This is a genomic window from Brevibacillus gelatini (assembly GCF_050920745.1).
Lineage (GTDB): Bacteria > Bacillota > Bacilli > Brevibacillales > Brevibacillaceae > Brevibacillus > Brevibacillus gelatini.
In genome coordinates this window covers 823,029-849,878 of the sequence record NZ_CP154342.1, presented here as the reverse complement: position 1 = coordinate 849,878, position 26,850 = coordinate 823,029, and the positions used below count along the sequence as shown (strand labels likewise).

At 51.3% G+C, this 26,850-nt stretch carries 30 protein-coding genes, 1 riboswitch and 1 other annotated feature; of the genes, 11 read left to right on the top strand and 19 right to left on the bottom strand.

The window, feature by feature from the left end; genetic code table 11:
- The first annotated feature begins 72 nt into the window (after positions 1-72).
- Positions 73-618: a pyridoxamine 5'-phosphate oxidase family protein gene (locus AAFJ72_RS04435; RefSeq protein WP_432776212.1), complete on the top strand. Its 546-nt coding sequence runs from the start codon at positions 73-75 to the stop codon at positions 616-618.
- Positions 619-719: 101 nt separating this feature from the next.
- Here AAFJ72_RS04435 and AAFJ72_RS04430 read toward each other — a convergent pair whose 3' ends face one another.
- The 4 genes from AAFJ72_RS04430 to AAFJ72_RS04415 form a co-directional block, all read right to left on the bottom strand.
- The gene (locus AAFJ72_RS04430; RefSeq protein ID WP_432776211.1) at positions 720-1,166 is read right to left on the bottom strand and encodes a carboxymuconolactone decarboxylase family protein; all 447 of its coding nucleotides are present in this window, start codon (positions 1,164-1,166) and stop codon (positions 720-722) included.
- Between the two features lie 83 nt (positions 1,167-1,249).
- On the bottom strand, positions 1,250-2,116 hold the full coding sequence (locus AAFJ72_RS04425; RefSeq protein ID WP_432776210.1) for an RNA polymerase sigma-70 factor: 867 nt from the start codon (positions 2,114-2,116) through the stop codon (positions 1,250-1,252).
- Between the two features lie 12 nt (positions 2,117-2,128).
- A complete protein-coding gene (locus tag AAFJ72_RS04420; RefSeq protein ID WP_432776209.1) occupies positions 2,129-2,923 on the bottom strand; it encodes a dioxygenase family protein in 795 nt (264 codons plus the stop codon).
- A 221-nt stretch (positions 2,924-3,144) separates the two neighbouring features.
- Positions 3,145-3,753: a superoxide dismutase gene (locus tag AAFJ72_RS04415; RefSeq protein ID WP_122905114.1), complete on the bottom strand. Its 609-nt coding sequence runs from the start codon at positions 3,751-3,753 to the stop codon at positions 3,145-3,147.
- Between the two features lie 192 nt (positions 3,754-3,945).
- On the opposite strand from AAFJ72_RS04415, the gene AAFJ72_RS04410 reads away from it, so the two are divergent.
- A complete protein-coding gene (locus AAFJ72_RS04410; RefSeq protein WP_432777145.1) occupies positions 3,946-4,716 on the top strand; it encodes a TSUP family transporter in 771 nt (256 codons plus the stop codon).
- Positions 4,717-4,797: 81 nt separating this feature from the next.
- Here the strand turns inward: AAFJ72_RS04410 and AAFJ72_RS04405 are convergent, their stop codons facing one another.
- Positions 4,798-4,983, bottom strand: a complete 186-nt coding sequence (locus AAFJ72_RS04405) for a hypothetical protein (RefSeq protein ID WP_122905116.1) — start codon at positions 4,981-4,983, stop codon at positions 4,798-4,800.
- An 18-nt stretch (positions 4,984-5,001) separates the two neighbouring features.
- A complete protein-coding gene (locus tag AAFJ72_RS04400; RefSeq protein ID WP_122905117.1) occupies positions 5,002-5,232 on the bottom strand; it encodes a YneF family protein in 231 nt (76 codons plus the stop codon).
- A 153-nt stretch (positions 5,233-5,385) separates the two neighbouring features.
- On the opposite strand from AAFJ72_RS04400, the gene AAFJ72_RS04395 reads away from it, so the two are divergent.
- The gene (locus AAFJ72_RS04395; RefSeq protein WP_432776208.1) at positions 5,386-6,183 is read left to right on the top strand and encodes an N-acetylmuramoyl-L-alanine amidase family protein; all 798 of its coding nucleotides are present in this window, start codon (positions 5,386-5,388) and stop codon (positions 6,181-6,183) included.
- A gap of 5 nt (positions 6,184-6,188) precedes the next feature.
- Here AAFJ72_RS04395 and AAFJ72_RS04390 read toward each other — a convergent pair whose 3' ends face one another.
- Positions 6,189-7,010: a metallophosphoesterase gene (locus AAFJ72_RS04390; RefSeq protein WP_432776207.1), complete on the bottom strand. Its 822-nt coding sequence runs from the start codon at positions 7,008-7,010 to the stop codon at positions 6,189-6,191.
- 414 nt (positions 7,011-7,424) lie between these two features.
- Between AAFJ72_RS04390 and AAFJ72_RS04385 the strand changes: the two genes are divergently transcribed.
- Positions 7,425-8,909 (top strand): IS1182 family transposase, encoded by a 1,485-nt coding sequence (locus AAFJ72_RS04385; RefSeq protein ID WP_432774196.1) that lies wholly within the window; start codon positions 7,425-7,427, stop codon positions 8,907-8,909.
- Between the two features lie 126 nt (positions 8,910-9,035).
- Here AAFJ72_RS04385 and AAFJ72_RS04380 read toward each other — a convergent pair whose 3' ends face one another.
- The 6 genes from AAFJ72_RS04380 to AAFJ72_RS04355 all read right to left on the bottom strand — a co-directional run bounded on the left by AAFJ72_RS04380 (position 9,036) and on the right by AAFJ72_RS04355 (position 13,571).
- A complete protein-coding gene (locus AAFJ72_RS04380) occupies positions 9,036-9,665 on the bottom strand; it encodes a response regulator (RefSeq protein ID WP_122905120.1) in 630 nt (209 codons plus the stop codon).
- A 7-nt stretch (positions 9,666-9,672) separates the two neighbouring features.
- Positions 9,673-10,821: a HAMP domain-containing sensor histidine kinase gene (locus tag AAFJ72_RS04375; protein ID WP_432776206.1), complete on the bottom strand. Its 1,149-nt coding sequence runs from the start codon at positions 10,819-10,821 to the stop codon at positions 9,673-9,675.
- 13 nt (positions 10,822-10,834) lie between these two features.
- Positions 10,835-11,719 (bottom strand): cell wall-active antibiotics response protein LiaF, encoded by an 885-nt coding sequence (liaF, locus tag AAFJ72_RS04370; RefSeq protein ID WP_432776205.1) that lies wholly within the window; start codon positions 11,717-11,719, stop codon positions 10,835-10,837.
- Positions 11,720-11,733: 14 nt separating this feature from the next.
- On the bottom strand, positions 11,734-12,312 hold the full coding sequence (locus AAFJ72_RS04365) for a class I SAM-dependent methyltransferase (RefSeq protein WP_432776204.1): 579 nt from the start codon (positions 12,310-12,312) through the stop codon (positions 11,734-11,736).
- A 104-nt stretch (positions 12,313-12,416) separates the two neighbouring features.
- Positions 12,417-13,100 carry a PspA/IM30 family protein gene (locus AAFJ72_RS04360; protein ID WP_432776203.1) on the bottom strand — a complete coding sequence of 228 codons (684 nt, stop codon included), beginning with the start codon at positions 13,098-13,100 and terminating at the stop codon, positions 12,417-12,419.
- Between the two features lie 66 nt (positions 13,101-13,166).
- Entirely contained in the window at positions 13,167-13,571 is a 405-nt protein-coding gene (locus tag AAFJ72_RS04355; RefSeq protein WP_122905125.1) for a LiaF transmembrane domain-containing protein, read from the bottom strand.
- Between the two features lie 307 nt (positions 13,572-13,878).
- Positions 13,879-14,017: riboswitch (cyclic di-AMP (ydaO/yuaA leader) on the top strand.
- A gap of 4 nt (positions 14,018-14,021) precedes the next feature.
- Between AAFJ72_RS04355 and AAFJ72_RS04350 the strand changes: the two genes are divergently transcribed.
- From AAFJ72_RS04350 to AAFJ72_RS04340, 3 genes are all read left to right on the top strand, one after another.
- Positions 14,022-14,540 carry a C40 family peptidase gene (locus AAFJ72_RS04350; RefSeq protein ID WP_122905126.1) on the top strand — a complete coding sequence of 173 codons (519 nt, stop codon included), beginning with the start codon at positions 14,022-14,024 and terminating at the stop codon, positions 14,538-14,540.
- A 207-nt stretch (positions 14,541-14,747) separates the two neighbouring features.
- Entirely contained in the window at positions 14,748-15,467 is a 720-nt protein-coding gene (locus tag AAFJ72_RS04345; protein ID WP_122905127.1) for a response regulator transcription factor, read from the top strand.
- Positions 15,468-16,835, top strand: a complete 1,368-nt coding sequence (locus AAFJ72_RS04340; RefSeq protein ID WP_432776202.1) for a sensor histidine kinase — start codon at positions 15,468-15,470, stop codon at positions 16,833-16,835. It abuts the gene before it with no gap.
- Positions 16,836-16,990: 155 nt separating this feature from the next.
- Here AAFJ72_RS04340 and AAFJ72_RS04335 read toward each other — a convergent pair whose 3' ends face one another.
- The 3 genes from AAFJ72_RS04335 to AAFJ72_RS04325 all read right to left on the bottom strand — a co-directional run bounded on the left by AAFJ72_RS04335 (position 16,991) and on the right by AAFJ72_RS04325 (position 19,657).
- Positions 16,991-18,334 (bottom strand): cytochrome P450, encoded by a 1,344-nt coding sequence (locus AAFJ72_RS04335; protein WP_432776201.1) that lies wholly within the window; start codon positions 18,332-18,334, stop codon positions 16,991-16,993.
- 116 nt (positions 18,335-18,450) lie between these two features.
- Positions 18,451-19,014: a biotin transporter BioY gene (locus tag AAFJ72_RS04330; protein WP_432776200.1), complete on the bottom strand. Its 564-nt coding sequence runs from the start codon at positions 19,012-19,014 to the stop codon at positions 18,451-18,453.
- 79 nt (positions 19,015-19,093) lie between these two features.
- Complete coding sequence (locus AAFJ72_RS04325; protein WP_432776199.1) at positions 19,094-19,657, bottom strand: hypothetical protein; 564 nt, start codon at positions 19,655-19,657, stop codon at positions 19,094-19,096.
- A 178-nt stretch (positions 19,658-19,835) separates the two neighbouring features.
- On the opposite strand from AAFJ72_RS04325, the gene AAFJ72_RS04320 reads away from it, so the two are divergent.
- Positions 19,836-20,141 carry a hypothetical protein gene (locus tag AAFJ72_RS04320; RefSeq protein ID WP_432776198.1) on the top strand — a complete coding sequence of 102 codons (306 nt, stop codon included), beginning with the start codon at positions 19,836-19,838 and terminating at the stop codon, positions 20,139-20,141.
- Between the two features lie 114 nt (positions 20,142-20,255).
- Here the strand turns inward: AAFJ72_RS04320 and yhfH are convergent, their stop codons facing one another.
- The 3 genes from yhfH to AAFJ72_RS04305 form a co-directional block, all read right to left on the bottom strand.
- The gene (gene yhfH, locus AAFJ72_RS04315) at positions 20,256-20,417 is read right to left on the bottom strand and encodes a protein YhfH (protein ID WP_122905133.1); all 162 of its coding nucleotides are present in this window, start codon (positions 20,415-20,417) and stop codon (positions 20,256-20,258) included.
- Positions 20,418-20,599: 182 nt separating this feature from the next.
- A complete protein-coding gene (gene ilvA, locus AAFJ72_RS04310; RefSeq protein ID WP_122905134.1) occupies positions 20,600-21,847 on the bottom strand; it encodes a threonine ammonia-lyase IlvA in 1,248 nt (415 codons plus the stop codon).
- 89 nt (positions 21,848-21,936) lie between these two features.
- Positions 21,937-22,202, bottom strand: a binding site (T-box leader).
- 136 nt (positions 22,203-22,338) lie between these two features.
- Positions 22,339-22,680, bottom strand: coding sequence for a hypothetical protein (locus AAFJ72_RS04305; RefSeq protein ID WP_432776197.1), 342 nt, complete (start codon positions 22,678-22,680; stop codon positions 22,339-22,341).
- A 164-nt stretch (positions 22,681-22,844) separates the two neighbouring features.
- Here AAFJ72_RS04305 and rlmD point away from each other — a divergent pair, with 164 nt between their 5' ends.
- From rlmD to AAFJ72_RS04290, 3 genes are all read left to right on the top strand, one after another.
- The gene (gene rlmD / locus AAFJ72_RS04300; RefSeq protein WP_432776196.1) at positions 22,845-24,236 is read left to right on the top strand and encodes a 23S rRNA (uracil(1939)-C(5))-methyltransferase RlmD; all 1,392 of its coding nucleotides are present in this window, start codon (positions 22,845-22,847) and stop codon (positions 24,234-24,236) included.
- Positions 24,237-24,609: 373 nt separating this feature from the next.
- Positions 24,610-25,155, top strand: coding sequence for a hypothetical protein (locus AAFJ72_RS04295; protein ID WP_432776195.1), 546 nt, complete (start codon positions 24,610-24,612; stop codon positions 25,153-25,155).
- Between the two features lie 437 nt (positions 25,156-25,592).
- Entirely contained in the window at positions 25,593-26,483 is an 891-nt protein-coding gene (locus tag AAFJ72_RS04290) for an AAA family ATPase (protein ID WP_432776194.1), read from the top strand.
- Positions 26,484-26,850 lie beyond the last annotated feature (367 nt).

The window sequence follows — 26,850 nt, the reverse complement described above, 5'->3', positions numbered from 1 at the left end:
TTTACCAAGTCAAAAACCGACTACGATCAGGCTACACCAAAAAACGCTGAGCTGTCAGACAGGAGGGTTTACATGATACCGATTCGCTATTCCAAACGCACGATTACGGACCAGGAGCAGATCAATCAGTTTTTGCAGCAGGCCAAAGTCGGTCATCTCGGACTGGCCAATGAACGCGAGCCGTATGTGTTGCCGCTCAATTTTGCCTGGTGGAACGGCTGTATTTACTTTCACGGCGCGGACTCCGGTCGCAAGGTCGAGATGATTAACGCCAACAGCCGGGTCTGCTTCAGCGTCTGCGAAGAGTACGGCACAATCGCAGCACCCGTGCCGGCCCATGTGGATACGGCGTACATGAGCGTCTTTCTGTCGGGGACGATTGAACGGGTGCAGGAGCCGTCCGAAATGCGCGATGCGATGCAGGCGCTGCTGGACAAATACGTGCCCGGCTACTTTTCCGAGCCGCTGTCTATGCAGCACGTGCTCAAATACCGCTCGTCCATGGGCAGCACGACCGCCATTTTCCGCATCACGCCGGAGACTGTCACGGCCAAAGGCAACCCGCTTCCCGAGGAAAAGCTTTTTTATCCGGGACGCAAAGTGGAAATGGACGTATAGCGCCATTAGACGCATTGAGCAAAGCGAAAACGACACGCCCCTTTTCACAGGTACGTGTCGTTTTCGCATTCAGTGGTCGCTCGCCGATCCGGCCGCCTGCCTTAGCGGTTGTACGGAGCAGACATGCCTGTTGCAATCGCAAGCCGGTTCCAGCTATTGATCGTGTTGATCGCCATTAACAGGTTGACGTACTCTTTCTCGTCAAAATGTTTTCGCACTTGCTCGTAGAGGGCATCGGAAACGCCACCCTTCGAAATCTCCGTCACTGCCTCGGTCAAGGCCAGAACCGCACGCTCCGCTTCCGTATAGACAGCAGCTTCGCGCCAGACGTTCAGCAGGTAGATGCGCTGCTCCGTCTCACCGAGCTTGCGCGCATCCTGTGTATGCATATCCAGACAAAAGGCGCATCCGTTGATTTGCGAGGCGCGAATTTTTATCAGCTCGATCAGCTTCTTGTCGAGCCCGCACTCGTGAACGAATTTTTCCAGTTGCAGCATGGTTTGGAACGCTTGGGGGGCGGCTTGGCGGTAGTTGAATCTCGCTTGCATGTTTATCTTTCCTTTCCACTCGAATTTGGTCTTTCAACCTCAAAGACGAGTGGCCTCCCGATTTTGTGACCGATTGCGGCAGGTTATTTTTGCAGATGCGCCAATTTTTCCGGATTGACGATCATGTACATCCGTTCGATCCGGTCTTTCTCCTGACTCAGACGGAGTTGAATGGTCACTTTCAACTCGCCTTGCGAATAAACCGCGATGCCATCCTCCCCGTTGATGGAGCGTATCTCGATCGCGGAATGCTCTGCCCATTTCGGCCAGACGCCGAGCCAGAACGCCGCCACCCGCTTGCCGGAAAAAATCGGACGCAGGGCCGCTCTGGCTTTTCCGCCGCCGTCGCTGATGAGGACGGCATCCTCTGTCAGCAATTGCACCAAAGCTGTAGCGTCCGCTCGGGAAATCGCCTGGATCAGCTGCTCGATGAGCTTGCGCGACCGGGCAGGCACCGTGTTTTGCGGCAAGCCCGATGCTTTCAGCCTTTGCTGGGCGCGACTGTACAGCTTGCGGCAGCTCGCCTCTGTTTTGTCCAGCATCTCCGCAATCGCGCGATACTCCAGGTCGAGCGCCGTCCGAAGCACATAGACGGCTCGCTCTGCTGGAGAGAGCGTGTCCAGCAAGACGAGCAGGCTGTACGATACCGACTCCTCTGCGATGACCGCTTGCAACGGATCATTGGCCCCGCGTTCGTCAAACAGCGGCTCGGGCAGCCATTCTCCCACGTACTGCTCGCGCTTCCAGCGGGCTGATTTCAACGTGTCCAGGCAGCGGTTTGTCACGGCTTTGCACAAATAGCTTTTCACATGCAAAATATCGTTGATGTTGGCATCAGCCAGGGCGACAAACGTTTCCTGCACGATGTCCTCTGCTTCCGCCACAGAGCCCGTCATCTGGTAAGCGAGCGAAAACATCAGGCCTTTGTACTTACGGTAAACTTGCTCCATGCTCTCCTTCATTTATCTGGCTTCACCAAACTTCCAGATCGTATGGCTCAGGCTGCCGTAGCGAAAGCTCATGTGCAGCCGCTGCGCTGTTTGCTCATCGTCTGCTGCTCCCATCACGTACACGAGCGGTACAAAATGCTCGCTTCCGTATACAGGCACCGCTTTTTCCGCATGCGGCGCCAGCTCGCGATAACGCGCCAAATCCTCGACCTTCCACGCGGTCAACGTCTGTTGCAGCCAGTCTTCAAACTGCAAGGCCCAGTCGAAGGCGCCTTCCGATGTCTCGCGCATGTTGAGGTAGGAAAAGTTATGGATCGTGCCGCCAGAGCCGACTATCAGCACGTCTTTTTGCCGCAGAGGGCTGAGTGCCTTGCCGATCATGTACTGCTGCATGACCGTCAGATTCGGATTGACGGACATAGCCACGACAGGCACATCCGCTTGCGGGAAAATGTGGCGCAGCACGACCCAATGTCCGTGATCGAGCCCTCTCGTCGTGTTCAGGCCGACAGGCACGCCTGCGTCGCGCAGCAGTTGCACCGCCTCCCGGGCAATCGCTTCGTCGCCTTTTGCCGGGTACTGAATCTCGTACAGCTCTTGCGGAAAGCCGCCAAAGTCGTGAATCGTCGGAAACGTCTCCATCGTCCCCACCAACTGGTCAAAAGCTTCCCAGTGAGCGGAAAACATCACGATCGCGCGCGGACGGCGCGGCAGTTGGCTGGCCAGTTGATTCAATGCCTGTGTATAGGAATTGTTTTCAATCGCAAGCAGTGGAGCGCCATGGGCAACGAACAAAGATGGCATCATGGGCAAAAACCCCCTCTATATTTTTTAAACCAGGTTACTTTTAGTAAGTATTATAACCGATCTTTGCCCGTATTACTATCCTGTGGAAAAAATTAAGCATGCACACCCGAAGCTTTGCGCGATGCGTCGACACAGTAGCAGTATTGCGCTTTTTGACACGAGAAAAAGGCTTGTCGCCCCCAAAAGATGCAACAAGCCTTTATGATGGCAAAAAGCCAAGATTACTTCGCAGCGGCAAAACGCTTGCTTACTTCATCCCAGTTTACTACGTTCCAGAATGCGTTGATGTAGTCAGGGCGTTTGTTTTGGTAGCGCAGGTAGTAAGCATGCTCCCAAACGTCCAGGCCAAGGATAGGCGTTTTGCCTTCCATGATTGGGCTGTCCTGGTTAGGAGTGGAGGAGATTGCTACCTTGCCGCCTTCAGCAGTCAGCCAAGCCCAGCCGGAGCCGAAACGGGTAGTTGCCGCTTTTGCAAATTCAGCCTTGAAGTTGTCGAAGCTGCCAAAAGCCGCGTTGATCGCGTCAGCCAGTTCACCAGTTGGTTGGCCGCCGCCGTTCGGGCTCAGGATTTCCCAGAACAGGGAGTGGTTTGCATGTCCGCCACCGTTGTTGCGAACTGCAGTGCGGATGGACTCAGGCAAAGCGTCGAGATTGCTAATCAGCTCTTCTACGCTTTTTTGTTGCAGTTCAGGATGTGCTTCCAGAGCTGCGTTCAGGTTGTTCACATAAGTAGCATGGTGGCGTCCGTGGTGGATCTCCATGGTTTGCGCGTCGATATGAGGTTCCAGTGCGTCATGTGCATAAGGCAATGCAGGAAGTTGATGTGCCATTGTAACATTCCTCCTCAAAATATGTATAGGTCAAGCTACGCCCTTATTATACTGCAAGACACCCACTTTTACAACAAATCGGTATGCAAAGTATATTAATCTAGCAACACATTTTCAACGATTTCCAGCTTGCAATCAAAAGGGAGAGTGCTAGACTTGGATTATTACATACTTGGAGAATCAGGTGATTTCATGGAAATGGACTTCGTGACCGTATTATTTCTCGCTTTTTTCGGATTTGTCGCCGCTTTCATCGACAGCACGGTCGGTGGTGGCGGTCTGATCTCCCTGCCTGCCCTGCTCGGTCTGGGCATGCCGCCGTATTTGGCGCTCGGCACCAACAAGCTGGCCGGGACGATCTCTTCTGCGACCAGCTCGTTCACCTTTATCCGCTCAGGCAAATACGACAAGAAGATGATGCTCATTCTCTTCCCGGTTTCGCTCGTGGGCGCTTATTTCGGAGCCAAAACGGTGCTGTTCGTTCCCCAGGAGTTGCTGAAGGTGCTCGTCATCATCATGATGGCGCTGATTTTTGTCTATACCTTGTTCAACAAACGGTTCGGTCAAGACTCGAACTACAAAGGGATGACCAAGTTTACCCTTGGCCTTGGCATTCCTTTTACCTTTTTGATCGGATTTTACGATGGCTTCTTCGGACCGGGTACCGGTTCTTTTTTCGTGTTTTTGATGGTGCTGCTGTTCGGCTATGACTTCGTGATCGCGGCAGGAAACGGCCGGATTTTGAATCTGGCCAGCAACATTTCTGCGCTGTTCGTCTTTTGTGTGGAGGGCAAAGTCATTTTTCTGACCGGGCTTGTCATGGGGGTGGCCATGCTGCTCGGTGCCAGCATCGGTGCCAAGGTCGCCATCAAAACCGGGGTCCGCTACGTCCGACCGCTGTTTTTGATCGTGTCGATTACCCTGATTACCAAAATGATTTACGAACTGATTTTTACCCATTAAAAAAGGGCGACCAGCCGAATTGCTTGCATGGCGATCCGGCTGGTGCCCCAAAACAAAAAGCCTGGCAAAAGCCAAGCTCCCCTACTCTTCTTTTCCTTTTCGTTGCTTCATGCGCAATATGATGCCGTCGATGAGAAGACCGATACCCGCTCCGTAAAAAGGTGCTGCGAATCGGATTCCTTCCCCTATAGGCAAATCTTTCAAATACACGATCAAGACTCCCGCAATAAAACCGATCATCGTGTAGCGCAGACGGGTCGGTCCCATCACGACACCCCCTTCGCACTACTTTCCGAATTTATTTGGCATTTTCATATTTTTCATGGTACGACTCATTTGTTTCAGCTGTTTTTGGTTAAGATTCATCCCCATAGAACGGGCCATGGCTTGCAGCTGTTTTTCGTCCATCTGCATGTTGGACAATTGTTTTTTCAAGTAATAGGTGCCTCCGGCAAAACCGCCCACGAGGCCGAGTAACAGTGTAACGATCGGGATTACCCAGTTGTACCAAGCCATCAATACATTACCATCCTCTTTTTCGTAGTTACGAACTCCTTCATTGTACCATAGATGGGCATTCTGTACATGATAACCCGCGAAATTGATGAGACTGTCCCAAGCCATCTTGGCCAACCTGCGCATATTCTGACAGCAAGAGGTGAAGCACAAATGGCTCCTATTCTGATCGTGGACGCCGGCCACGGTGGATCTGATCCAGGCGGCGGCAACAATACGCAGTTTCTCGAAAAGGATATGACGCTGCAAATTTCTTTGTATCAGTTCAATCGTTTCAAGGAACTGAACATTCCGGTCGCGATGACGCGAACAAACGATACGACGCTTTCCAGCGATGCGCGGGCAGCGCTTGTGCGAAACAGCGGCGCCCGCTACTGCATATCCAACCATATCAACGCAGGTGGCGGCCGAGGCTCCGAGGTCATTTACTCGATCTATGGCTCCGCTACTTTTCCCGGCATCATCCAAAAGGAGCTGGCAGCGGAGGGAATGCCCAATCGCCGGATTTTCACCCGGACGCTCCCGAACAATTCCAATCTGGATTACTACTTCATGCACAGGGAAACCGGCAGTGTCGAAACCGTGATTATTGAGTACGGCTTCGCGGACAACCCGCTGGACGCCGACAAACTCGCCAAGGATTGGAAAAAGCTCGCCGAAGCGGTCGTCCGCGCTTTTTGCGAATACACCAAGCAGCCTTACCGTCCTCCGGCCACACCAACACTTGCTCCGACCCAGGCCCCTACTCCCGCTCCCACCCCTTCGCCAACGGCCAGCCCTGGAAACGGAGGTGGCGGTACGTTGCCGGATTGGAAGCAGGAAGGAATCGACTGGTTGTTTGAGCAGGGGCTTTTAACCAGCGAAGATTGGCGCAGCCAGGCTGACAATCCTTTGCCGCTCTGGGCCGAGGCCATCATCCTGAAGCGCCTGTACGAGTTGTTGAAAAAATAAAATGCTCAATCGGCCTTATAACGAGTCAGCGGCGTATCCGCCAGGCCTGAATAATTTTTCTTGGCCGGCACACTCAACACCTCGTCCTCCGGAAAGCGATAGGCGGTTAGCATTCCGCCAAACACGCAGCCCTGGTCGATGTTGATCGTGCCGTTTTTTCGTTTTGGCTCCGGATGGGGATCGTGCCCCCAGACGATGATCGGGCTTGTCACTTTCCGTTCCTTCGCCCACTCTCTGCGGATCGGACGGCCATCAGGCCCGGTCCCGGCTACGTCCCCGTAACGGCAAAACGTATAGACAGCCGGCGATTCCATCCCGATGTAGTCATCTCTGATTCCGGCGTGAACGGCAACAGCTTCCAGCTTGTCATGGCGGCGGATCAGCATGTGCGAGGGCGAGGAGAACAGCAGGCGTCGACTCTGCTCCCGCAAAAGGGACGTTTTTTTCGGTCCGAACTCTTGCAGGTAGAGCCGCAGTTCCTCCTCCACCTTTTCATCGCCGTGCGCCAGGGTAACAGGCCTTCCGTCCAGCCAGCGAGCAATCTTCCAGCCGTGATTGCTGTCCACCATCTCTGCCAGTCCGGCTGTGACGTGAAGGTGAAAAAATTGCAGCATCTTGATGGAATTCGGCCCGCGACTTGTGATGTCTCCAAGGGAAAGGAGCTTTCGTCCCTGAGGGTGACGATAGGTGCCGTCCTTACTCCGTTCGTACCCCAGAAGCTGGATCAATTCTATAAATTCGTCATAACAGCCGTGGACATCTCCGACAATATCCACGCCATTGTCCGCCGAAAGCACCTTGGAGCGTGTCTGAGGTTTGTGCCTCATAGCCCGTCCCTCCTTTCCCGGTCTATTACTTACTATCTTTACCACATCCGCAAAAAAAACTCAAAAAAAGCTCCCTGTCAGAGAGCACTGCAAAACACTTCCTTTATATGGAAAGTGAAGGCGTTTCTTTGCTTCGCTTCGTTGCCAGCCCACTATGGGGCTTATCTGTCCGTTCCGAGACGTTTCACGGGGCGGGGGCTCAACATCTGGGTTTCACAATGAAGTGAGACTAACGCCCCCTTCATCCCCGTGTCCACGTCTCTACGCTGGAAGGCTGGCAAAGGCGCTCCGCAAATAAAACGCCTCCTATTCCAAACTCCATCAGCTTTTTGGCTTTGAATGATTGCCAGCACCTCGCGGTGCTGGTTTTTCGCTATAATCAATATTAAGAAAATGTTCAAAGGACATGTTGCCATGCTATCTGCTGACAGACAATTGAAAGCCTCATTTCATTCAGAACTTTACAATTTAATTCCCGAAGACCATCTTCTTCGAAAAATCAACGAAGCTGTGGACTTTTCGTTCATTTACGAGTTAGTTCGTCCATCTTATTGTGAATATTACGGAAGACCAGCGAATGAACCGGAACTTCTGTTTCGTCTTTTATTTCTGCAGTATCTTTATGGCTTATCCGATGAGCGAATGATTCAAGAAGCACAAGTAAACCTCGCGTATAAATGGTTCTTGGGGTTGAATCCTGAGGATACTTTGCCCGATCCGTCACAATTATCCCGATTTCGGAATCATCGCTTAGGTGCAAGCCAGATTAACGAAATCTTACAAGTGCTTGTAAAACAGTGCGTAGAAGAAGGCTTGATTAAGTCAAAAACACTCATTGTCGATGCAACACATACTGTTGCTTCCACTCAAAAGAAACGGCCTTTGGACGTGTTGCAGGAAGCCGCCAAACGGCTCGTACGAGCCGTACTTAAAAAGCATCCAAAGCTGGAGAAGAAACTTCCTCGTCCTCCGAAGTGTATGCAAGGCGATGTCGATGCGGCAAAAGTGATGCTACATTACCTCGCTGAACTGGGAGAAACGGTAGAAAATCTCCTTCCTGATCATGAAGGGGCCATCTCCGAAAAACTCAAGCACGCAAAGCAAATCGTGGAAGATGAACGGTTACTAGCAAACAAAGGCATCATGTCTGCGATTGACCCAGACGCGCGTTTTGGCTGGAAAAGCAATACCCTCTCCTTTTTTGGCTACAAAGAGCATGTAGCGATGACAGAAGAAGAGATCATCACTGCGATTGAAGTTACGGGTGGAAGTGAAGATGATGGCAAACAACTGCCAAAGCTATTAGAGCAAACAGAAAAGACAGGTATGAAGATTGAGGAAGTCATCGGAGACACTGCTTACTCTGGAAAAGACAATTTAAATCTCCTTGCCTCAAAAGACATTCAACCGATAGTCCCCTTAAACCCAATTGTCCATTCCGGAGGAATGAAACAGGAAGGCTTTACATACAACAAAGACGCCGACTTTGTCATTTGCCCAACCGGAGAGCACAGTATACGAAAAGCGGTACAAGGGAAGAAAAAATCCGGGCGCAGCCGTTCTCTTGTCTTTTACTTTGATGTGGAGAAGTGCAAGACATGTCCACTTCGCGAAGGATGCTACAAGCCTGGTGCCAAAGCAAAGACTTATTCCATTCGTATGGTGGCGGAGCACTATCAAGAGCACATGAGGTTTGAGGCAAGCACCACCTTCAAAGAGCGATCGAAGCGTCGCCGGATCATTGAGCACAAAAATGCTGAATTAAAAAGATTTCATGGATTGACCAGGGCAAAATACCGTGGTTTATTTGGTATGCGGATACAAGCATACTTAACGGCATTCGTTGTAAACGTAAAGCGAATGGTAAAGCTAATAAAGCAAATGCAGCCAGCTTCGTAAGAAGTAAGGCTGCATTCTTTTTGATGCCGTCGGCATCAATTATTGACATGAACCCATTATTAAAAACCGAGAGAGCACTTTTGCAGTGCTCTCCTGTCACAAGGAGCTTTTCGCTTTTTTACCGTATTAGCCTAGATTGTGCGTGTGTACGTAAATGGCCGCCTGTGTGCGGTCCTCGACATTCAGCTTGGCGAGGATATTGCTGACGTGCGTCTTTACCGTTTTGATCCCGATAATCAGCTCATCGGCAATTTCCTGATTGGACTTGCCCTGACCGATCAGCTTCAAAACCTCCAGCTCGCGCGGGGTCAGCTGCTCATGCGGGTGCGATTCCTGTCCATGCCGGAAACGGGCCATGATTTTTCCTGCCACTCGCGACTCCAGTACAGGCTCTCCGGCTGCAGCCGCGCGAATCGCCCTGGCGATTTCGGCCGCACGCGAGGTCTTTAGCAAATAACTGAAAGCGCCCGCTTCGATGACCGGATATACTTTTTCATCGTCAATAAAGCTGGTGAGGACGATGACCTTGCTTGCCGGGCAAGCTTCGCGAATGCGCCGGGTCGCTTCCACACCGCCTATGCCCTCCATGACCAAATCCATGAGCACGACATCCGGCCGCAGTTCGACTGCCATCCGCACGCCTTCTTCTCCGCTGCCCGCTTCTGCTACCACCTCGATGTCATCCTCGGTCGACAGGTAAGCAGCCAGCCCCATCCGCACCATCTCATGATCGTCTACCAGTAATACGCGAATCACAAAATTTTCACCCTTCCCGTTCCGGCTGTGACATCAGGGGAATCCGCACTTCGATTTGCGTTCCCTTGCCGACTGCTGAATAAATCTCCATCGAGCCGCCTACCTCGGCTACCCGCTCCTGCATGCTGCGCAGGCCGTACGACGTCATTTTTTCTCCGTCCGGATCAAAGCCGACACCGTCATCTGTCACCCGAAGCCGCACCTGCTCCTGCAAGGTAAACAGCTTGACCGCTATCTGGTTGGCTTTGGCGTGCCGCAGCGTATTGGACAACGACTCCTGCAAAATCCGGAACAGATGATCCTCAATGCCGCTCGGCAAGCCTTCGACGTCCTCAATCTCCCACGTCAGCTCCATCGCATTTTTCCGTTCCAGCTCATCCAAAAGTTCGAGGATCGCTTCCTTCAGCGTCTTGTTTTGCAGCGTGGCCGGACGAAGATGCAAGAGCAATGCCCGCATCTCCGCCTGTGCCGCCGCTGCCATTTCCTCTACCAACTCAATCTGCTGGGCAGCGCGCTGCGGATTTTTTTCCACGAGCCGCCGCATCGCCGCCGTCGTCATGGCGATCGCAAACAACTGCTGACTGACCGCATCGTGCAGCTCGCGTGCCAGGCGCTGCCGTTCCTCTGTCACGGCTGCCTGCTTTACTTGCTCAGCCAGGTCCGCATTGTGATTGGACAGACGCTGCAAGGACGCGACCTGTTCCTCCCACTGTGCGGCCAAGCGGTTCAATTGCCAGCCCAGCTCCCCGACTTCATCGACTCCCAAATCCGGTACACGGTAGGAGAGCATTCCCCGTCCGAGCTTCATCGCGGCTTCCCACAGCACACTGAGCCGCTTTTTCAACAGGTTTCCGACAATATAGGATATAATCAGCGCGACCAGCACACCGACCGGAAGCGCGACGACAAAAGCCGCCAGCTGCACCAGCCCGCCAGGCTGTGCAGGCAAGGTCAGCCCCAAATATTGTTCTACCCACAACACTACCTTCGGATTGCCGATCAGGCTGCTATACCAACTATGCACCTCCGGCATATCCTTCCACACGAAATAGAGCCAAAAGAAACAAATAAACGAAACGATCACTGCACTTCCGGCAAGCAGGACGCCGTAGCGCACATATTGCCACTGAATACTCGCCAATCGCTGTCGACGCATCTGCCAGTACCTCCTAGATGTACTTGACTTTTATATCGCCGACTAGCAGCGAGATATGCACATTCACTTTTTGAGCCGCCTCTTCGTATTGATCGGAGCGAATGATGATACTGCGGTTGATTCCTCCCTGGCGGTGGCTCAGCACTTCCAGATCGCCCAGACTCAGCTCGGCGTTCACGGAAACCGGGAGATCGACCGGAACGTAGATCGTGACATCTCCCACCCAGCCTTCCACAATCAGCATCGCTTCATCCTGCGTCAGCACTGCGCGGGAAAGGTCAATGACCACATCCCCGATCCCGTGCCAGACATGCAGGGCGCTCAGCTCAAAACGTCCAGAGGTCAAATGGTAATCCCCGATCAACGAGCTGCGGGAATCTTTGGGCAAAATCCGTTCACGGTAGACAGATGCTCCCTCCTGCCCAGGGAGCTTGCCGCGTGAAGGTTTCCATTTGTTCAAGCTGTCCAGCCATTGGGCAGCTTCCTGACGTATCCCGCCCGATTGATGATCCCTCCCCCTGCCCATGGGGGGAGCGGTCATCTCGTCCTGAGCCGGAAACGGCGGGAGGGGTGGACGGTTGCCTTTTTCTCTGGTCTTGCCGCGAATCAATCGAAAGCCAAAATAAATAAACAGGATGGGCACAGCGAGCCGGAACACATCGTCTACGCCGATGCCAAACCACATATCGAGTGCAATGATAAACCCTAAACAAAACAGAATGCCGCCTCTGATCCGTTTGTTTTTTCCCCACAGGCGAACGCCGAAGTAGACGAGCACCATCGGCCACAGATCAAACAGATCAAACGAAATGATATGCAAACTGTCTAATAACAGGCCGATTCCTGTCAAAATAATCAGGACGCCAGCCAACATTGTGTGCAAGCGGGACAGTTTCACAAAAGTCTCCTCTCTTACGCCCCATGCTGATCGTTTTCACTTCGTCCGTTACGACATGTATAAATGAATGCAGGTGGGATATTCAGCAAGGTGAAGTCTGTCTCTACCAAGGAAAAACGCGCCTGCAGCTCAGCCTGGAGTTGTAACGAATATTGGAATGTAATGAACAGACCGCCTGGCTTCAATGCCTTTTGCACTTCGTCCAGGATCGCTGTTCGCAACTCTGACGGAAAATTGGCAAACGGCAGGCCGGAAATGATGACATCTGCCTTGCCAAGCTCCAGCTCTTCCAAATATTGTCCGAGTCTCGTCGCTTCTTCCCTGACAGGCAGATCAGGAAATCGTGATTGAAGGATGGATCGAAACTGGCTGTCACGCTCCACAAGCACATAGTCGGTACCAGAATTGATATTTTGATAAATGGTTTGGGTAAAAGCGCCCGTGCCAGGTCCCAGTTCCAAAATGACATCTGTTGAATCCCAATTGACGTTCTTCAACATTCGCTCACATAAAAACCGCGAACTGGGGATCACGCTGCCTACACGCCCAGGCTCAGCGATGAACCTTCGCAAAAAGACCATGAAGTCTGCCAAGAATCGTACCTCCTAGGGGAAAAGCAGCCTGCTAAACAGGCTGCCTGATTGACACACTCTATTCTACAACCGCTCCCCCAGTTCCTGTCCAATCAAGATTGTTGCTACTGGGCGGACGCTGTTTTTTTCTCCTGCAGCGATGCCTTGATGCTTGCAAGCTCCGCATCCAGATCGCCTTTTTCCAGCTCAGACAACGCCGTTTCCCAGGCGAGGTTCGTATGGCGCCATTGGCCGCTCATTTGTGCTTCTGCCTCCATGCGCAACACTTTTTCTTCCATCCGGGCGAACCCGCGGCCTGCTGACTGATTGCCAATCCCTGCTACCGCTTGATTTACCTGCTTTTGCGTGCGGGCTACCTGTGCCCGTGCCATCAGCGTGAATTTTTTTGCACGCATTTTATAGAATTCTTCCTTCAGCTCGGCCAGCTTTTCACGCATTTGTGCAGCGGCCTCGGAAGCTGCCAGATAGAGGGTTTCGTACTCGGCTGCACGAGCTTCGAACTGCTTTTTGTCCGCGAGAGCGCGGCGGGCAAGCTCGTCTTCCCCTTCTGTCAACGCGAGCTTCACTTGGCGGTCGCGCTTTTCGATCAAAGCGTTTGCTTCATCCAGTTGCTGGCGGAACTTCTTTTCCAGTGCTACCTGGCGGGCGACAGCCACTTCGACTTGTCCGATTTCCACTTCCATATCCCGCATGTATTGATTCAGCATGACTACCGGATCTTCCATCGAATCCAGAACATCATTCACCGAAGCTACTGTCAGGTCACGCAGACGTTTGAAAATACTCATTTTTAAATTCCTCCTCATCATATCACATCGTGTCATTTCATCCAAAAACTGTTGCGACATGGCTGCTTATGGCTGGCGGCGGGTCACTTCTTTTTCCCACGCGTCCAGCATGTCTTCCTTTAATACCTTTTGTGCCCACTGACGTTCCCAGGCTGGTGGCGCTTCCTTGGGGACATGGCCGGGGCGCAGTAAGCGATACCCCAGATAAATCACACCAATGGCCAGTAAGCCGTGAAACAGCAGATGGAGCTTGCCGATCAGCATCAGGAACCCGAACAGGAAGATCACGATTCCCCAAAAACGCGAACCGGATTGTCCCATGATTTTTCGAGCGCCGTACAGCATGATGACCGCGGGAATCAAAATCCCGATCAGATCACCAAGGTCGATTCCGATTAAATCCAGGAGAACCAACCCGCCGACCAGCAAGAGAACCAGTCCGAGCAAAAACTTTCCAGACCGTTCGCTCATGCTCGCTTACCTCCTATCATCTCTTGCGTGTGGTGCTTGTTGAACCTTATGGCATTATTGTAGCCCCCCGCATAGGCTCCCCATAACGGGCGTGCGGTTGGTTTTTCCCTCCGTCCCTGGACGGAGAGCATTTCCTGCCGTAATCGGACGAGCCTGGTCCCCTCTTTTTCGCCAGCCAGCGCTTGCATTGTCGAAGCAAGACGTTACACCATTTGGCGAAATTTTGTGACAAAAAAGTGAACAAGCGGTCAAAAAAGAGGGAAAACGGGAAAAGCGTAGAATCTTCGTAAGGTGCGTGTAAAAAAACATCGAAAAATAGCCGAATTCCGTATGACGGAAGCGGGGGAACCAGTTTTTTTGGGGTGAATGATTGCCAGCTGGCAGTCTAGGGCGTCCTTTCGACCGAACCCTTCAGCTAACTTCGTAGGCTCACGAAAGGAGCAGTTTCTTTTGCGCAAGGTGGTAATGTCTTTCGTTATGGCTGGAATGCTTGTGATGGGGGCCGGCGCTGCACATGCGGCAGAGAGTGCAACACTCCAAGACGTAGTCAGCGAGCTGTATGGCGTCCCTTACAAAGCATCTGGCACGTCCAAAAAGGGCTTTGACTGCTCCGGTTTCACACGCTACGTATTTGATGCGTTAGGTGTAGACCTGCCTCACAATTCTGCCGCCCAATATGAATTGGGGACAGCGGTTGCCAAGAAAGACCTGCAGCCTGGAGATCTTGTGTTCTTCAATACAAACGGACGCAGCATCTCACACGTAGGCATCTACATCGGGAATGGCACATTCGTGCATTCGGAGACTGGCCGCGGCGTCGTCAACACCAAGTTGAACGACCCATACTACTGGAGCAAGCGTTATGTTGGCGCCAAGCGCATCAGCATACCTGCTTTGGAAGCGGCAGCCCCGAAAAAGGAAAACGCGGTGCAAGCAGCATCGTTGCCGGAAAATCAAGCACAAAAGTAGTAGTTCGGCAAAAATAAGAGCCAGGGACACAGCGTCTCTGGCTTTTTCTGACGAAATTTAGGACCAGGTCTAAAGAGGTGGCCCTACTTATAAGTAATCATGCATGAATAGAAACGGATATTTGCCTTTCTTGCGCGAAAGCATGTTATGATAGACACGATAGTACCTTGTTCACCTATTATATAGAAGTAACTGGGGGTAATTCCGGTGAAAGATCATATTTTAATCGTTGATGACAATCAGGAGATTATTGAGCTGCTTGAAGATATTTTGGAAAACGAAGGCTTCCGGGTTTCTTCGGCGGAAAGTGGCGAGGACGCGCTTGCCCTGCTCAATCAGGGCGAGCGGCCCAATCTCATTTTGCTCGATATTATGATGCCGAACATGAGCGGCTATGAGCTTTGCTCGCAAATTCGCCGCGAGTGGGATTTGCCGATTCTTTTTCTCAGCGCGAAAAGCAAGGCGGTAGACAAAGTCGTCGGCTTCGAAATCGGCGCTGATGATTACATTACGAAGCCGTTTGACACCGAAGAGCTGCTGGCTCGCATCCGCGCCCATCTGCGACGCTACGAGCGCATCCGCAAGCATACCGAGGAGCAGCCGGAAAAAGAGACGTCCAGCTCCCCGATTACCGTCCTGAAGTTCAAGGATTTGGAGATCCACAAGGAAACGTATTCGGTCTACGTCAGCGGCAAAAAAATTGAGCTGTCCACGAAGGAGTTCCAGCTGTTGACGTTCCTCGCAGAAAATGCTGGAATCGTTTTCACGAGAGAACAAATTTACGACCGCGTCTGGGGATACGGCTACGGCTCCCTCAACACGGTGACGGTCCACATCAAAAACTTGCGTGAAAAGCTGGAGACAGAGCGACAGTTCATTAAAACACAATGGGGGACAGGCTACGTATTCATCGGGGAGAAACTGTAGATGAGTCTGCGCAACAAGCTTTTTCTATCCTTTATCGCCCTGATTACCCTCAACATCCTGCTGTTCAAGTTCGTCTTCCAGGACATCATCATCGAGCAGTTGAAAGACGACCGTCACAACCAGTATCAAGCTGAAAAGGACGCGGCAGAAAAGGTCCGGCTCAACCAGTTGCTGCTCTCCGGCAACTTCAGGGACCCGATCGAACGCCAGGAGTTGGAGAGACAGCTTCCAGAAGACGTCATGTACCGGATGGTCGTGACGGACGCGAACGGCAACACGATTTACCACAGACCGTCACATGCCTACTCCTTGAAGCTGTCGCTCCCTTCCAGCACGAAAAGCGACCTGAAAGTCGTGGCAGAGTACCATTTTCAGCAGGAGCCTCCCCGTGAAGGTGAAATCGTCGTCTACTTTTACACGGACGAATACGACATGATGGCTACGAAGGGCGTCTCGATGATGCTCTGGTTTATTTACGGCAGCCTCGTCCTCGTCGGTCTGCTGCTGCTCGCCCTGTTCGTCCGCTGGATTTTGCGCCCGGTCAACGAGCTGGCCCGCGTCACACAGGAAATCCGCGAAGGCAAACGGCTTGTGACGTTTACGTATCGCTCGCATGATGAGTTCGGGCAGTTGTTCCGCTACTTTGGCGACATGGTCGACGAGCTGCGCTTTTCCGAAGAAAGGCAGTCAGAAATGATCGCCTCCATCGCCCATGATTTTCGCACGCCGCTGACCACGATCAAAGGCTACGCTTCCTACATCGGCTCCGGCCGGGTCACAGACTTGGCGCGAATTCAGAAGCAAATGGGCAAGATCGAAGTGAAAGTGAACGATCTGGAAAAGCTGCTGGACGAGTTGCAGGACTTTACCATGCACAACACAGAAGAGGTGCGACTCAACATCAGCCGCATTCATGTGAAAGGATTTTTGAAAGGAATTATCGAGGACTACCTGGCGCGGGTAAAGGAAGCTGGCCTGGCGTTTCAATGGAAGCTGCGCGTGTCCAATGAACTGCACATCGAAGCAGATGAAACGAAGCTGCGCCGCGTCATGGAAAACTTGCTGAACAACGCGATTTATTACAACAAGCCGGATGGCTCCATCCTGGTTACTTGCGACCAGCGGGAAGGACATGTGCTGTTTTCCGTCATAGACAAAGGGGAAGGAATCGCAGCCGAAGATTTGCCCAAAATCTTCAACAAGTTTTACCGTGCGGAGAAGTCCCGCAACCGCAACAACGGCGGCACAGGGCTTGGGCTGACCATCTGCCAGAGCATCGTGCGCCGCCACGGCGGAGAACTCACGGTAATCAGCGAACAGGGAATAGGAAGCAGCTTCTCCTTCACCATTCCCTTTTATCACCGTTAAATTTATATAGGTTTATTCACAGTTAATTTATTTTTTATATTTCTCTGCTAAGGTATTTATCATAAGCATGTTGCTTTCAGTGATAAATAACCCCCAGTTCGGTATCTGAGACATCACGGTGAAACCGTAGTGCAAGGATGCCTCTTTTTTTTGCCTTATTCCCGCTTTTCCAGGCGCATCGGCAGTCCGTTTTTCGGACGCAGTGTAACGAGCGGCTCCGGCTCCACTACTTGTCCAGGCTGTGCCAGACGCAGGCGGTAGCGCTGCGCGATCGTCGCCAAAAGCAGGGCAGCCTCCATCAGGGCGAAGTTGTTCCCGATACAAATCCTTGGCCCTCCCCCAAACGGAAAATAGGCATACGTCGGGATGCGTTTCAACAGATCGCCCGCGAACCGCTCCGGAACAAACTCATCCGGCTGCTCGTAGTAGCGCTCCAGTCGATGCATGACAAACTGGCTCATCATCAGCGTATCGCCGGGCTGGTACGTATACTCGCCGATTGTCACCTCTTTTACCACTTCCCGATTGATCGTCCAGGCTGCCGGGTACAGTCGCAGCGTTTCCGAGATGATGAGGTTCGTGTAGGGGAGCTTTGGCAAATCTTCAACCGTAGGCAGTCTGCCTGCCAATACCGTCGCAAGTTCCTCGTGCAGCTTGGTCTCAACCTGCGGATGAGTCGCCAGCAAGTAGAATATCCATGACATCGTGTTCGCTGTCGTCTCGTGACCCGCCACGAAAATCGTCATGACCTCGTCCCGCACCTGCTCGTCTGTCATCCCTTGGCCGTCGTCCTCATCCCGCGCCGCGAGCAGCATTCCCAACAAATCGTCCTGCCTGCCGTCCTGGCATTTGCGCCGCTCTTCAATCAGGGAAAAAATCGTTTTGTCCAGCGTTTCATTCGACTCCAGAAACTGTCGATTGCTTTTTGTCGGAACCGACAACGGAATGTCGATAAAGGAGGAAGCTTTGTTCGCCACATATTTCAGTCCGACGTCGATCGCATGTCCGATTTTGTCGGCCCCCTCCTTGATGCTTTTGCCAAACATCGTTTCGGTAATGATCGCCAGCGTCACCCGCATCATGTCGTCGTGGATGTCGCGGACTTCTCCTGCTTTCCACTCCTCCATCAACTCGACAGCCTGGCGCACCATCACCTGACCGTAACTGGCGATCCGCTCCCGGTGAAAAGCCGGCTGCATCAGTCTGCGTTGGCGCATGTGTTTCTGGCCTTCGCTGGTAAGTATCCCGTCACCGACTACGGCCCTAGCGACCTGCAAGCCTTTTCCCTTTTTGAAATGGTCTTGCTTGGTTACGAGCACTTCCTTGATCTGGTCGGGATTGGTCAGCAAATAAACATGCCTTTTCGGACCAAAGCGAAAGTGAACGACATCGCCATACTCGGCAACGGCGTTGCGGAGAAACTGCAACGGGTCTTTGCGAAAAGCAAGCATATTGCCGGAGATCGGCAAACCGCGTGGTCCTTGAACTGTCACACTCATGGAACGAACTCCCCCTTATGTGCTTCGATTGGATTACCGATAGTATCCGGCATGAAAAGGAGTTTATGCGAAAAAAGCCACCCGACAGCATCAGGTGGCGAAAAGGTGTACCGTTGTTATCGTGCGACAGGCTGCTCCACGCGCAGCAGGCGAGAGGCGATCAACCGCTCCCGGACTTTGATGCCGATCAGCGCGGCGAGCACCGCCTTGATAACGCCTACGACCAAAAATGGCGTAGCGCCGAAGGCAATCGCTTTGTCCCACGGAATATCCAGCACGTATTTGAGCTGGACACAACCGAAGACGAGCGTCACGAACATGCCGATGATGTTGGCGACGACCGCATGCTTCAACGTAAAGCCGAACTTTTCCAAATAAAGGCCCGTCACAAAGGCAGTAGCGATGAAGCCGAAAATGTAACCGCCTGTTTTGCCGACCAAGACTTGCAGCCCGCCGCTCGCTTCGGAAAAGACAGGCAAGCCAACCGCTCCAAGCAGCACGTAAATCAACAGAGCGAGTGTACCGTAGCGGCTGCCCAGGATCGTCGCGGTCAAGCCAACCGCAAGCGTCTGTCCGGTGATCGGAACGAGCGGCAGCGGAATCGTCACCTGGGAAAGCACAGCCGTGACAGCGGCAAAAATGGCAGAAAGCAAGAGCCATCTCAAACGTTCGTTTCTCATGCGTAATAGCCTCCAATGTTAACTAAAAATATAATAAGGTTAACAAAATGATAATACGCATGAGTCTAAATGTAAATCCCTATGTTTGATCGACGTAGTTTTGCAGACCAGCAAGCGATTGAATCGTGTGCTCAATCAACAGCCGCAGGTCTTCGATGTTTCCTTCGTCGATCTTGCGATGAAAGTCAAGCGTCACACGGTTTTCCCAGCTTTGCGGCGGCCATTCGATCCGATGCTCCGGCAGCTTCGCCGACAGTGTCTGGGTAATGAACGGACGCTGCCCCCAAATGTCGTTGAGAATTGCGGTAATTTCTTTTGCCCTGTCTGGAATGTCGCCGGGACTTTCCAAGTGCATATAAAAATGAATGCAGATCGTGCAGCCGATATGCTCCACGAGCGGCGTTTCCAGTTGTTCTGCGGCTATGTCGCCGAGACTCGTGCGCAATTGCATTTGCGCCCGCACAGCACGTTCGTTTTCCGCCTGCCCGGCCAGCTTGAAGTCAATCTGGAACAAGCGTTGGAACGTCGCCATATCCATGACGTCCGACCGATTGGTAATCGTAATCGCCCCGTCAAAATCGCGGTCGTACACCGCGCCTTCCAGCACCACTCTGATATTGTCAAATACCAGCGGATGAAACATGGGGTGCCCTCCTTTTGTTCTCACTGCCTGAACCTGTGTTATGACAGGCCCCGTTTGGTTTTCTGTCACTAGCATGCCTGCTTTTTTTCGCATTTGCAAGCAAGAACAGACTTCCCCATAGCGAAAAGCGCTCCGGGAGTGGTACCATGGGAAGGAACCAACGTCAGAGGTGACAAACATGTTTCTCATCGGAATTTTAGTCGTGGTTGCGATTTTTGCTGAAATTTTTCACCGCTTGAACCCGTGGAAAAAGCCGGAGCCTGCCTACGAGGAGCTGGTCGCGCAAATCAAGGAAGCGGATTGGTACAGAGAGCTTGCCCGCGACGAAGCATGCCGCCATGTGCTGGAAAACGATCCGCACGTCCAGGCCTACTACGCCAGCACCTACGAAGCCCAGCGCTTGCTGACACAGGAGGGCTTCCAACTCGGCCTGATTGACTACGTCAAGGAACAGGCTGCCAAGTCCCAGGCCAAATCACATTGAACGGCGAAAAGCCGCTGCTTTTCTGGCAACGGCTTTTTTGGTGTGAAAACAAAAAAGGCATACCCACTGGCTGCAACCGTTTTGGTATACCTGTTTCAAACTGTATTCATCTGCTTACCGTTTTTTGTGGTAGTGTTTGTAGGCGTCGTAGGATGCCTGCTCCTGGCAAGTGAAGCATTCGGTCGCGTAAGATTCAGCCTGCTCGTTGATGATCTGGCCGCAGGCAGCGCAGCATTTTGCTTCGAGATTGCGGAAAAAAGTAGTGATTGGCGTCATGATTATAACCCCCCGTGTGTTGTTATCTGTATTGTATTACAACAGAACCTGTTTTATAAAAGTTTGTTATAATACATTACGCCGCACTATCTCCTTCTCTCGCTCAAATGCTCCTGAATGCTCCCTTTTTCGCTGTATTCATACATTTTTGCAAATCCATCATCTGTTGTAACACAACGTTCTTAAATCAACAGGTTAAACAAATACGGATCGTTGGTGATCTCGACATAGCGGATGCCGTGCTGCTTCATCCGGCTAATCAGCGGCTGGTAGTCCTCCTGGCATTTCATTTCGATGCCGACGAGCGCCGGGCCGTTTTCCTTGTTGTTTTTCTTCGTGTACTCAAAGCGCGTGATGTCATCATGCGGGCCGAGCACCTTTTCCATGAACTCGCGCAAAGCTCCGGCGCGCTGCGGGAAATTGATGATGAAATAATGCTTCAAGCCTTCGTGCAGCAAGGAGCGCTCCTTGATTTCCTGCATCCGGTCAATATCGTTGTTTCCGCCGCTAATGATACAGACGACGTTTTTGCCCGCGATCTGCTCCTTGTAGTAGTCGAGCGCGGCAATCGACAGCGCCCCGGCAGGCTCGACCACAATCGCGCTGCTGTTGTACAGCTCCAGAATCGTCGTACATACTTTGCCCTCCGGCACCAGCACGATGTCGCTCAGCACGTCGCGGCAAATGCTCATCGTCAACTGCCCGACTTGCTTGACTGCCGCTCCGTCCACGAACTTGTCGATCTCATCGAGCGTCACCACATCATCATTCTCCAACGCTGCTTTCATCGAGGCTGCTCCCGCTGGCTCCACCCCGATGATCTGCGTGTCCGGGCTGATCCCTTTTACATACGTACCAACCCCTGCCGCCAGACCGCCGCCGCCGATGCTCATGAACACGAAATCGGCAGGCTCCTCCAGATCGTTCATGATTTCCAGCCCTACTGTCCCCTGCCCTGCTACCACCAGCGGATCGTCGAACGGATGGACAAACGTCCGGTCTTCCTGGAGGCAATATTTCATCGCTTCTGCGTAGGAGTCGTCAAATGTATCCCCGATCAGCACGACCTCCACATACGAGCCACCGAAGCGTTTTACCTGGGAAACTTTTTGGCGCGGGGTTGTCGTCGGCATGAAAATCGTGCCCCGGATTTGCAAATGCTGGCACGAATACGCGACCCCTTGCGCGTGGTTGCCCGCACTGGCACACACCACGCCGCGCTCGCGCTCTTCTGCGGACAAGCTGCGGATGAAATGGTACGCCCCGCGAATTTTAAAGGAGCGGACGACCTGCAAATCCTCCCGCTTCAAATAGACGTTGCAGCCGTAGCGCTCGGACAGCACGTTGTTTTTTTGCAGCGGTGTCTTCTCCACTACGTCTTTCAATCCGTGGTTGGCCACCACAATATCTTCTACTCTCACTGTATGCATAGCTCTCTGGCTCCTCCCAAACGTTGGTTGTCTCTTTTTTATGAAAAAAAGCCTCCGCCTCGCCAGCAGCGCTTGGTTTGCGCACGGCTGGCTGAGGCGAAGGCATCGCGGTACCACTCAGCTTCTCTGTCTTCCTCACGAAAAACAGACTTGAGAGAAGTTCCACATGGGAACTCCCGTCCGGTAACGGAGACGAATCCGTTGTCCTCTACTCACAGCCCGGCAATGGGGCGGCTTTCAAGAACACTGCTCCAAGGTGATTTTCAAAACAGGCTGGGCGACCGTTCTTTCAGCACGGGGAACGGCTCTCTGCACGCTGCTCTCTGCTTCTACTCTTCCTTTTCAACGCAATGAATAACAAACTATTCAAATTATTAGTTACAAATTATAATGCGACTCTGTTTTCTTGTCAAACGTACTCTTTTCGCCTAGCAAAAAAGAGAAAGCTCACACTCGGGTGACTTTCTCCTGCTTTTTGCTATGTGGCAGTTTTAAACCGCTTCGTAGATCGCTTCGTAGCGCTTGCCAATCTCTTCGTCGGTCAAACCAGCTTCACGCAGACGGACGATCAGCGCATTTGCCCAAATCTCGGAGCGTTGCGCCATTTTCGCATATTTTTTCGCTTCCTTCAATTTGCGCTTGGCACGATCCTCGCCGTTCGATTTGAGGTTGTCGAGGATAAACAGCATGTGCATCGTGTCATTCTCGTTCAGCTCTTTCCAGTTATCGTTCAGAAACGCGACTACTTTTTTGTAGTAGCCATCAAACTCTTCAAAAGAAATTTCGGTATCCATGTTGAGGTATTCTTTCATTTTGTCAAATAGCTCTTGCATCTAGCGTCACAACTCCCTCAGTATTCTCCGCACTATTATAACAAAAACAAGGCTGCACAGGAAGTTGCCATTATTTGTGAGCGAAAGCACCCGGCCCCCCATGCAACAAGTCTCGCAATCAACTATAATGAAAGGATACTGAAACACCCTGAGGAGAACAAAAGATGCCAACACACAAAAAGGAACAAGAAGCAATGATACGCGTCGGCCAGCAGATGACGCTCACCATAAAAAGTCTGGGAATCAACGGCGAAGGAATCGGCTACTTCAAACGGAAGATCGTCTTCGTCGAAGGCGCTCTCCCCGGCGAGGTCGTCCATGCCGAAGTGACGGAAGCGCGGGAAAAGTATGCAACAGCCCGCCTGCTGCGCGTCGTGGAAAAATCCTCCTCGCGCACCGTCCCGCCCTGTCCGGTCTACAAGGAATGCGGCGGCTGCAGCCTGCAGCACATGGACTATGCGGCACAGCTTGCCAGCAAGCAGGAAATTGTCATTGAGTCTCTGCGCAAATACGCCCGCCTGTCCGATCCCCCCGTCGCCCCGACCATCGGGATGGACAATCCGTGGTCGTACCGCAACAAGGCGCAGTTCCAGGTGGGCAAGCAAAACGGCAAGCTCATCGCCGGACTGTACCAGGCAGGCAGCCACAGGCTCGTCGATCTGGAAGGCTGCCTGGTGCAGCACGAGGCGACGACCAAAATCGTGCAAGCCGCGAAAAAAATTATCGAGGAACTGGGCATCCCTGTTTACGACGAGCGCAAACGTACAGGTGTCATTCGCACAATCGTGGCGCGGGTGGCTTTTGCCACAGGGGAAACACAACTGACACTGGTAACAGCTACCAAGGAAATTCCTCGCGTCAAGGAACTGATTCTGGAACTGCGCACACGCCTGCCGGAGCTTGTCAGCATCGCGCAAAACGTAAATCCGCAAAAAACGTCGATCGTCTTCGGCAACCAGACGATCTCCCTGTGGGGCAGACCTTCCATCGCGGAAAAGCTCGGGGAGCTGTCGTTTGATTTGTCGGCACGCGCCTTTTTTCAACTGAACCCAGAGCAGACGAAAAAGCTGTACGACGAGGTGAAAAAAGCCGCAGCCTTGACGGGCAAGGAGCTCGTCCTCGACCTGTACTGCGGCACGGGCACGATCGGCCTGTGGCTCGCGCCCTACGCCCGCGAAGTACGCGGCATCGAACTGATCCCGGAAGCCGTCGAGGACGCAAACCGCAACGCGGCACGCAACCAGGCGACAAACGCAAGCTTCCACACAGGCCGCGCCGAGGTACTGATGCCAAAATGGGCCAAGCAAGGCACGCGCCCGGATGTCGTCGTCGTCGACCCGCCACGCACCGGGCTGGATGATGCGCTGATTCGGTTGCTTTTGGATGTGCAGCCGAAGCGGATTGTGTATGTGTCGTGTAATCCGTCGACATTGGCGAAGGACGTGGCGAAATTGTTGCAGCGGTATGAGGTGGTTAGTGTGCAGCCGGTGGATATGTTTCCGCATACTCAGCATGTGGAGTGTTGTTCACTGTTGGTGAGGAAGGACCAATTCTGAGATATATTGCGTAATTAACGAATAGAGGGGAATATCCCCTCTATTTCTTTGTCTAGAGATGCAAATCAAAAAATGTCATATCCAATAGACCATTATGACGGGCAGCCATTTACCCTCGGCAGGTTTTCGCATGAAACGGTAGAAGCAATAAACAAACAAGCCATAAAACAGCGGCAAACCACACTTCTTCAAGGCCGGGGGTACGGATACGAAATGGACTCTTTTTTTGGTGCCTTTTAAGAGCAACCTGCCTAAACCGTATTTCATGGCAAATTTCGAGCTTCTTCTGCAACGGGATGGAGGATTTCCCTGTTACACCAAGAATAATGTAACGCTACCATTTGAAAATCTCACCATGAGTATGGAGGTCGCAATGGAGAATCAACTGAATCGAGTGCATTGGTTGGCTGCGGTCGCTGCTTTTTGTTCTTTCTGGTTTTTACTGTGGTTCACTTTGTTCATTATGTTTCTGCTTGAACTTATTACTCTTACTGAGGGACATGAGGACTTGACCTGGTATTCCGTCTGTCTTGTCCTGTTTGGCATTTTTACGCTAATGACAGCTTTCAGGGGATGGAGTCGCCTACAACTGCTTAGGCATGGACGGCGCGTTACAGTGGGTCTTGACACAGAAGAATATGAGGTTTACGACGAACACACAACGATTAGGAACAAAAGATACCATTATCAATTCAAAGCGAAGGGGAAGACGTACAAAAACACGATTTATTTCAGGCCGATACGCAAAGGGGCAATCGAAATAATCTATAACGTAAATAAACCAGAAGACAATGCGCCCATTTTCCATCTCCCCGTTTACTTCAACGCTTCGAAGAATGCATGGTACGCGTCGATATGGCGCGTTGTCTTGCGATTAGCGATTTTAGTTGCCATTTTCGTATATGTTTCAATCGCCTGACTTTGATGAGTTGCTCAATGGCAGGAATAATATTTATTTATTTTTTGAGAAAATGCAAAGAGGGGCTCTCACCCCTCTTTTAATAAGCAATCGCTTGAAATTTTTATCTCAATATTCTTAATTTTATGTTTTATGTAACGTCCCCCGACATATAACTTAACTGTAATCTTCAATTAATGATATTTTACCTTCTTTCAATTCAAATACTGACTTTCCTTTTAATTGCAGTGTATCTCCAGCTTTTAATCCATTTGGCAAATCAACAGCCAATCTGCCTTCATATTCAATTTGTACTTCTACTTTATCACCTAGAGCACTATATCCCGTAATGGTTTGACGACGATTAGAGAAAATTTTTGACGACTTTTCGGCGAGTTCTCTGAACTCTTCTGTTCAATGTTTTTATTGGCGAGAACGGAACAGGAAAAACGCATGTCATGAAAGTATTGTACAGCGCTTGTCAGGCTGTGAGAATTGACGTTTCTTTCAGTCATAAACTTGTGAAAGTATTTAAACCGGATCAATTAAAAATTTCGAGACTAATAAGAAGAAAAAAAGGAAACAACCGCTCCAAAATTGTTGTTGAGTCGGAACAAGCTCAGATTTCTGCCGAGTTCCATCTGAAAACTCAAAAGTGGGACGCTGAAATAAGCGGGGAATTCAAGTGGGAAAGAGAATTATCTTCGTTAACAAGTACTTTTATACCCGCCAAAGAAATATTGTCAAATGCTTGGAATTTGGAAGCAGCGGTAGATAAAAACAATGTTGACTTTGATGATACTTACGTAGATATTATCACTTCTGCCAAGATAGATATTTCAGCCGGAAAAGATAATAGTGAGCGAAAGAAGTATCTTAACATTCTCCAGAAGATAACAACAGGAACCGTGCTCGTTAAAAAAGATAGGTTCTACCTGAAAAACAAAGGTAAAATTGAATTTTCACTTGTAGCCGAGGGTATCCGAAAGATCGCGTTGCTTTGGCAATTAATCAAAAACGGTACTCTTGAAAAGGGCTCCATCCTGTTTTGGGACGAACCGGAGGCCAATATAAATCCTTGCCACATTCCTGTCTTGGTTGAAATGTTGTTGGAGTTGCAGCGTAGCGGCGTACAAATATTTGTATCAACACATGATTACGTATTTTCTAAGTACTTTGAAGTGAAACGTACAGAGAACGATATTGTTACATTCTATTCATTCTATAACACTGATGCAGGAGTGAAGGTGGAAACCAATGCATACTTTAAGGACTTGAAAGAAAACGCTATTGTGAAGACTTATGACCAGCTTCTAGAAGATGTTTTTAATAGAAATTTGGGGGATTAAGTTGTTGTGGAGCGCATATTTGTAGAGGAGAATCGGAACTATCAGTTTAACTTTGTCGCGGCGAAATGGGCAACAGATCATCGAGGAATGGAATAACCACCCTCTATATGGCCAGTTTCCTATTAACAAAATAAAAGGTAGTGAGGATTTATCTTTAACTTCTGAGTAAATAGATTTTCATAGAGTAAATTTTTTGAGTAAATGTTTTTTTACAAGGCTGATGATTTAAGTGGACAGCTTTACATGGAGGAGGGGCGGGCATGATAGACTCGTTTGCCATGCGATGCATGGTCTACTGGCATCACCCCATTGCAAAAAATAATGCCCGCACAGTTCCATGTAAAGTCGCTCCAATTGCTGGGTAATG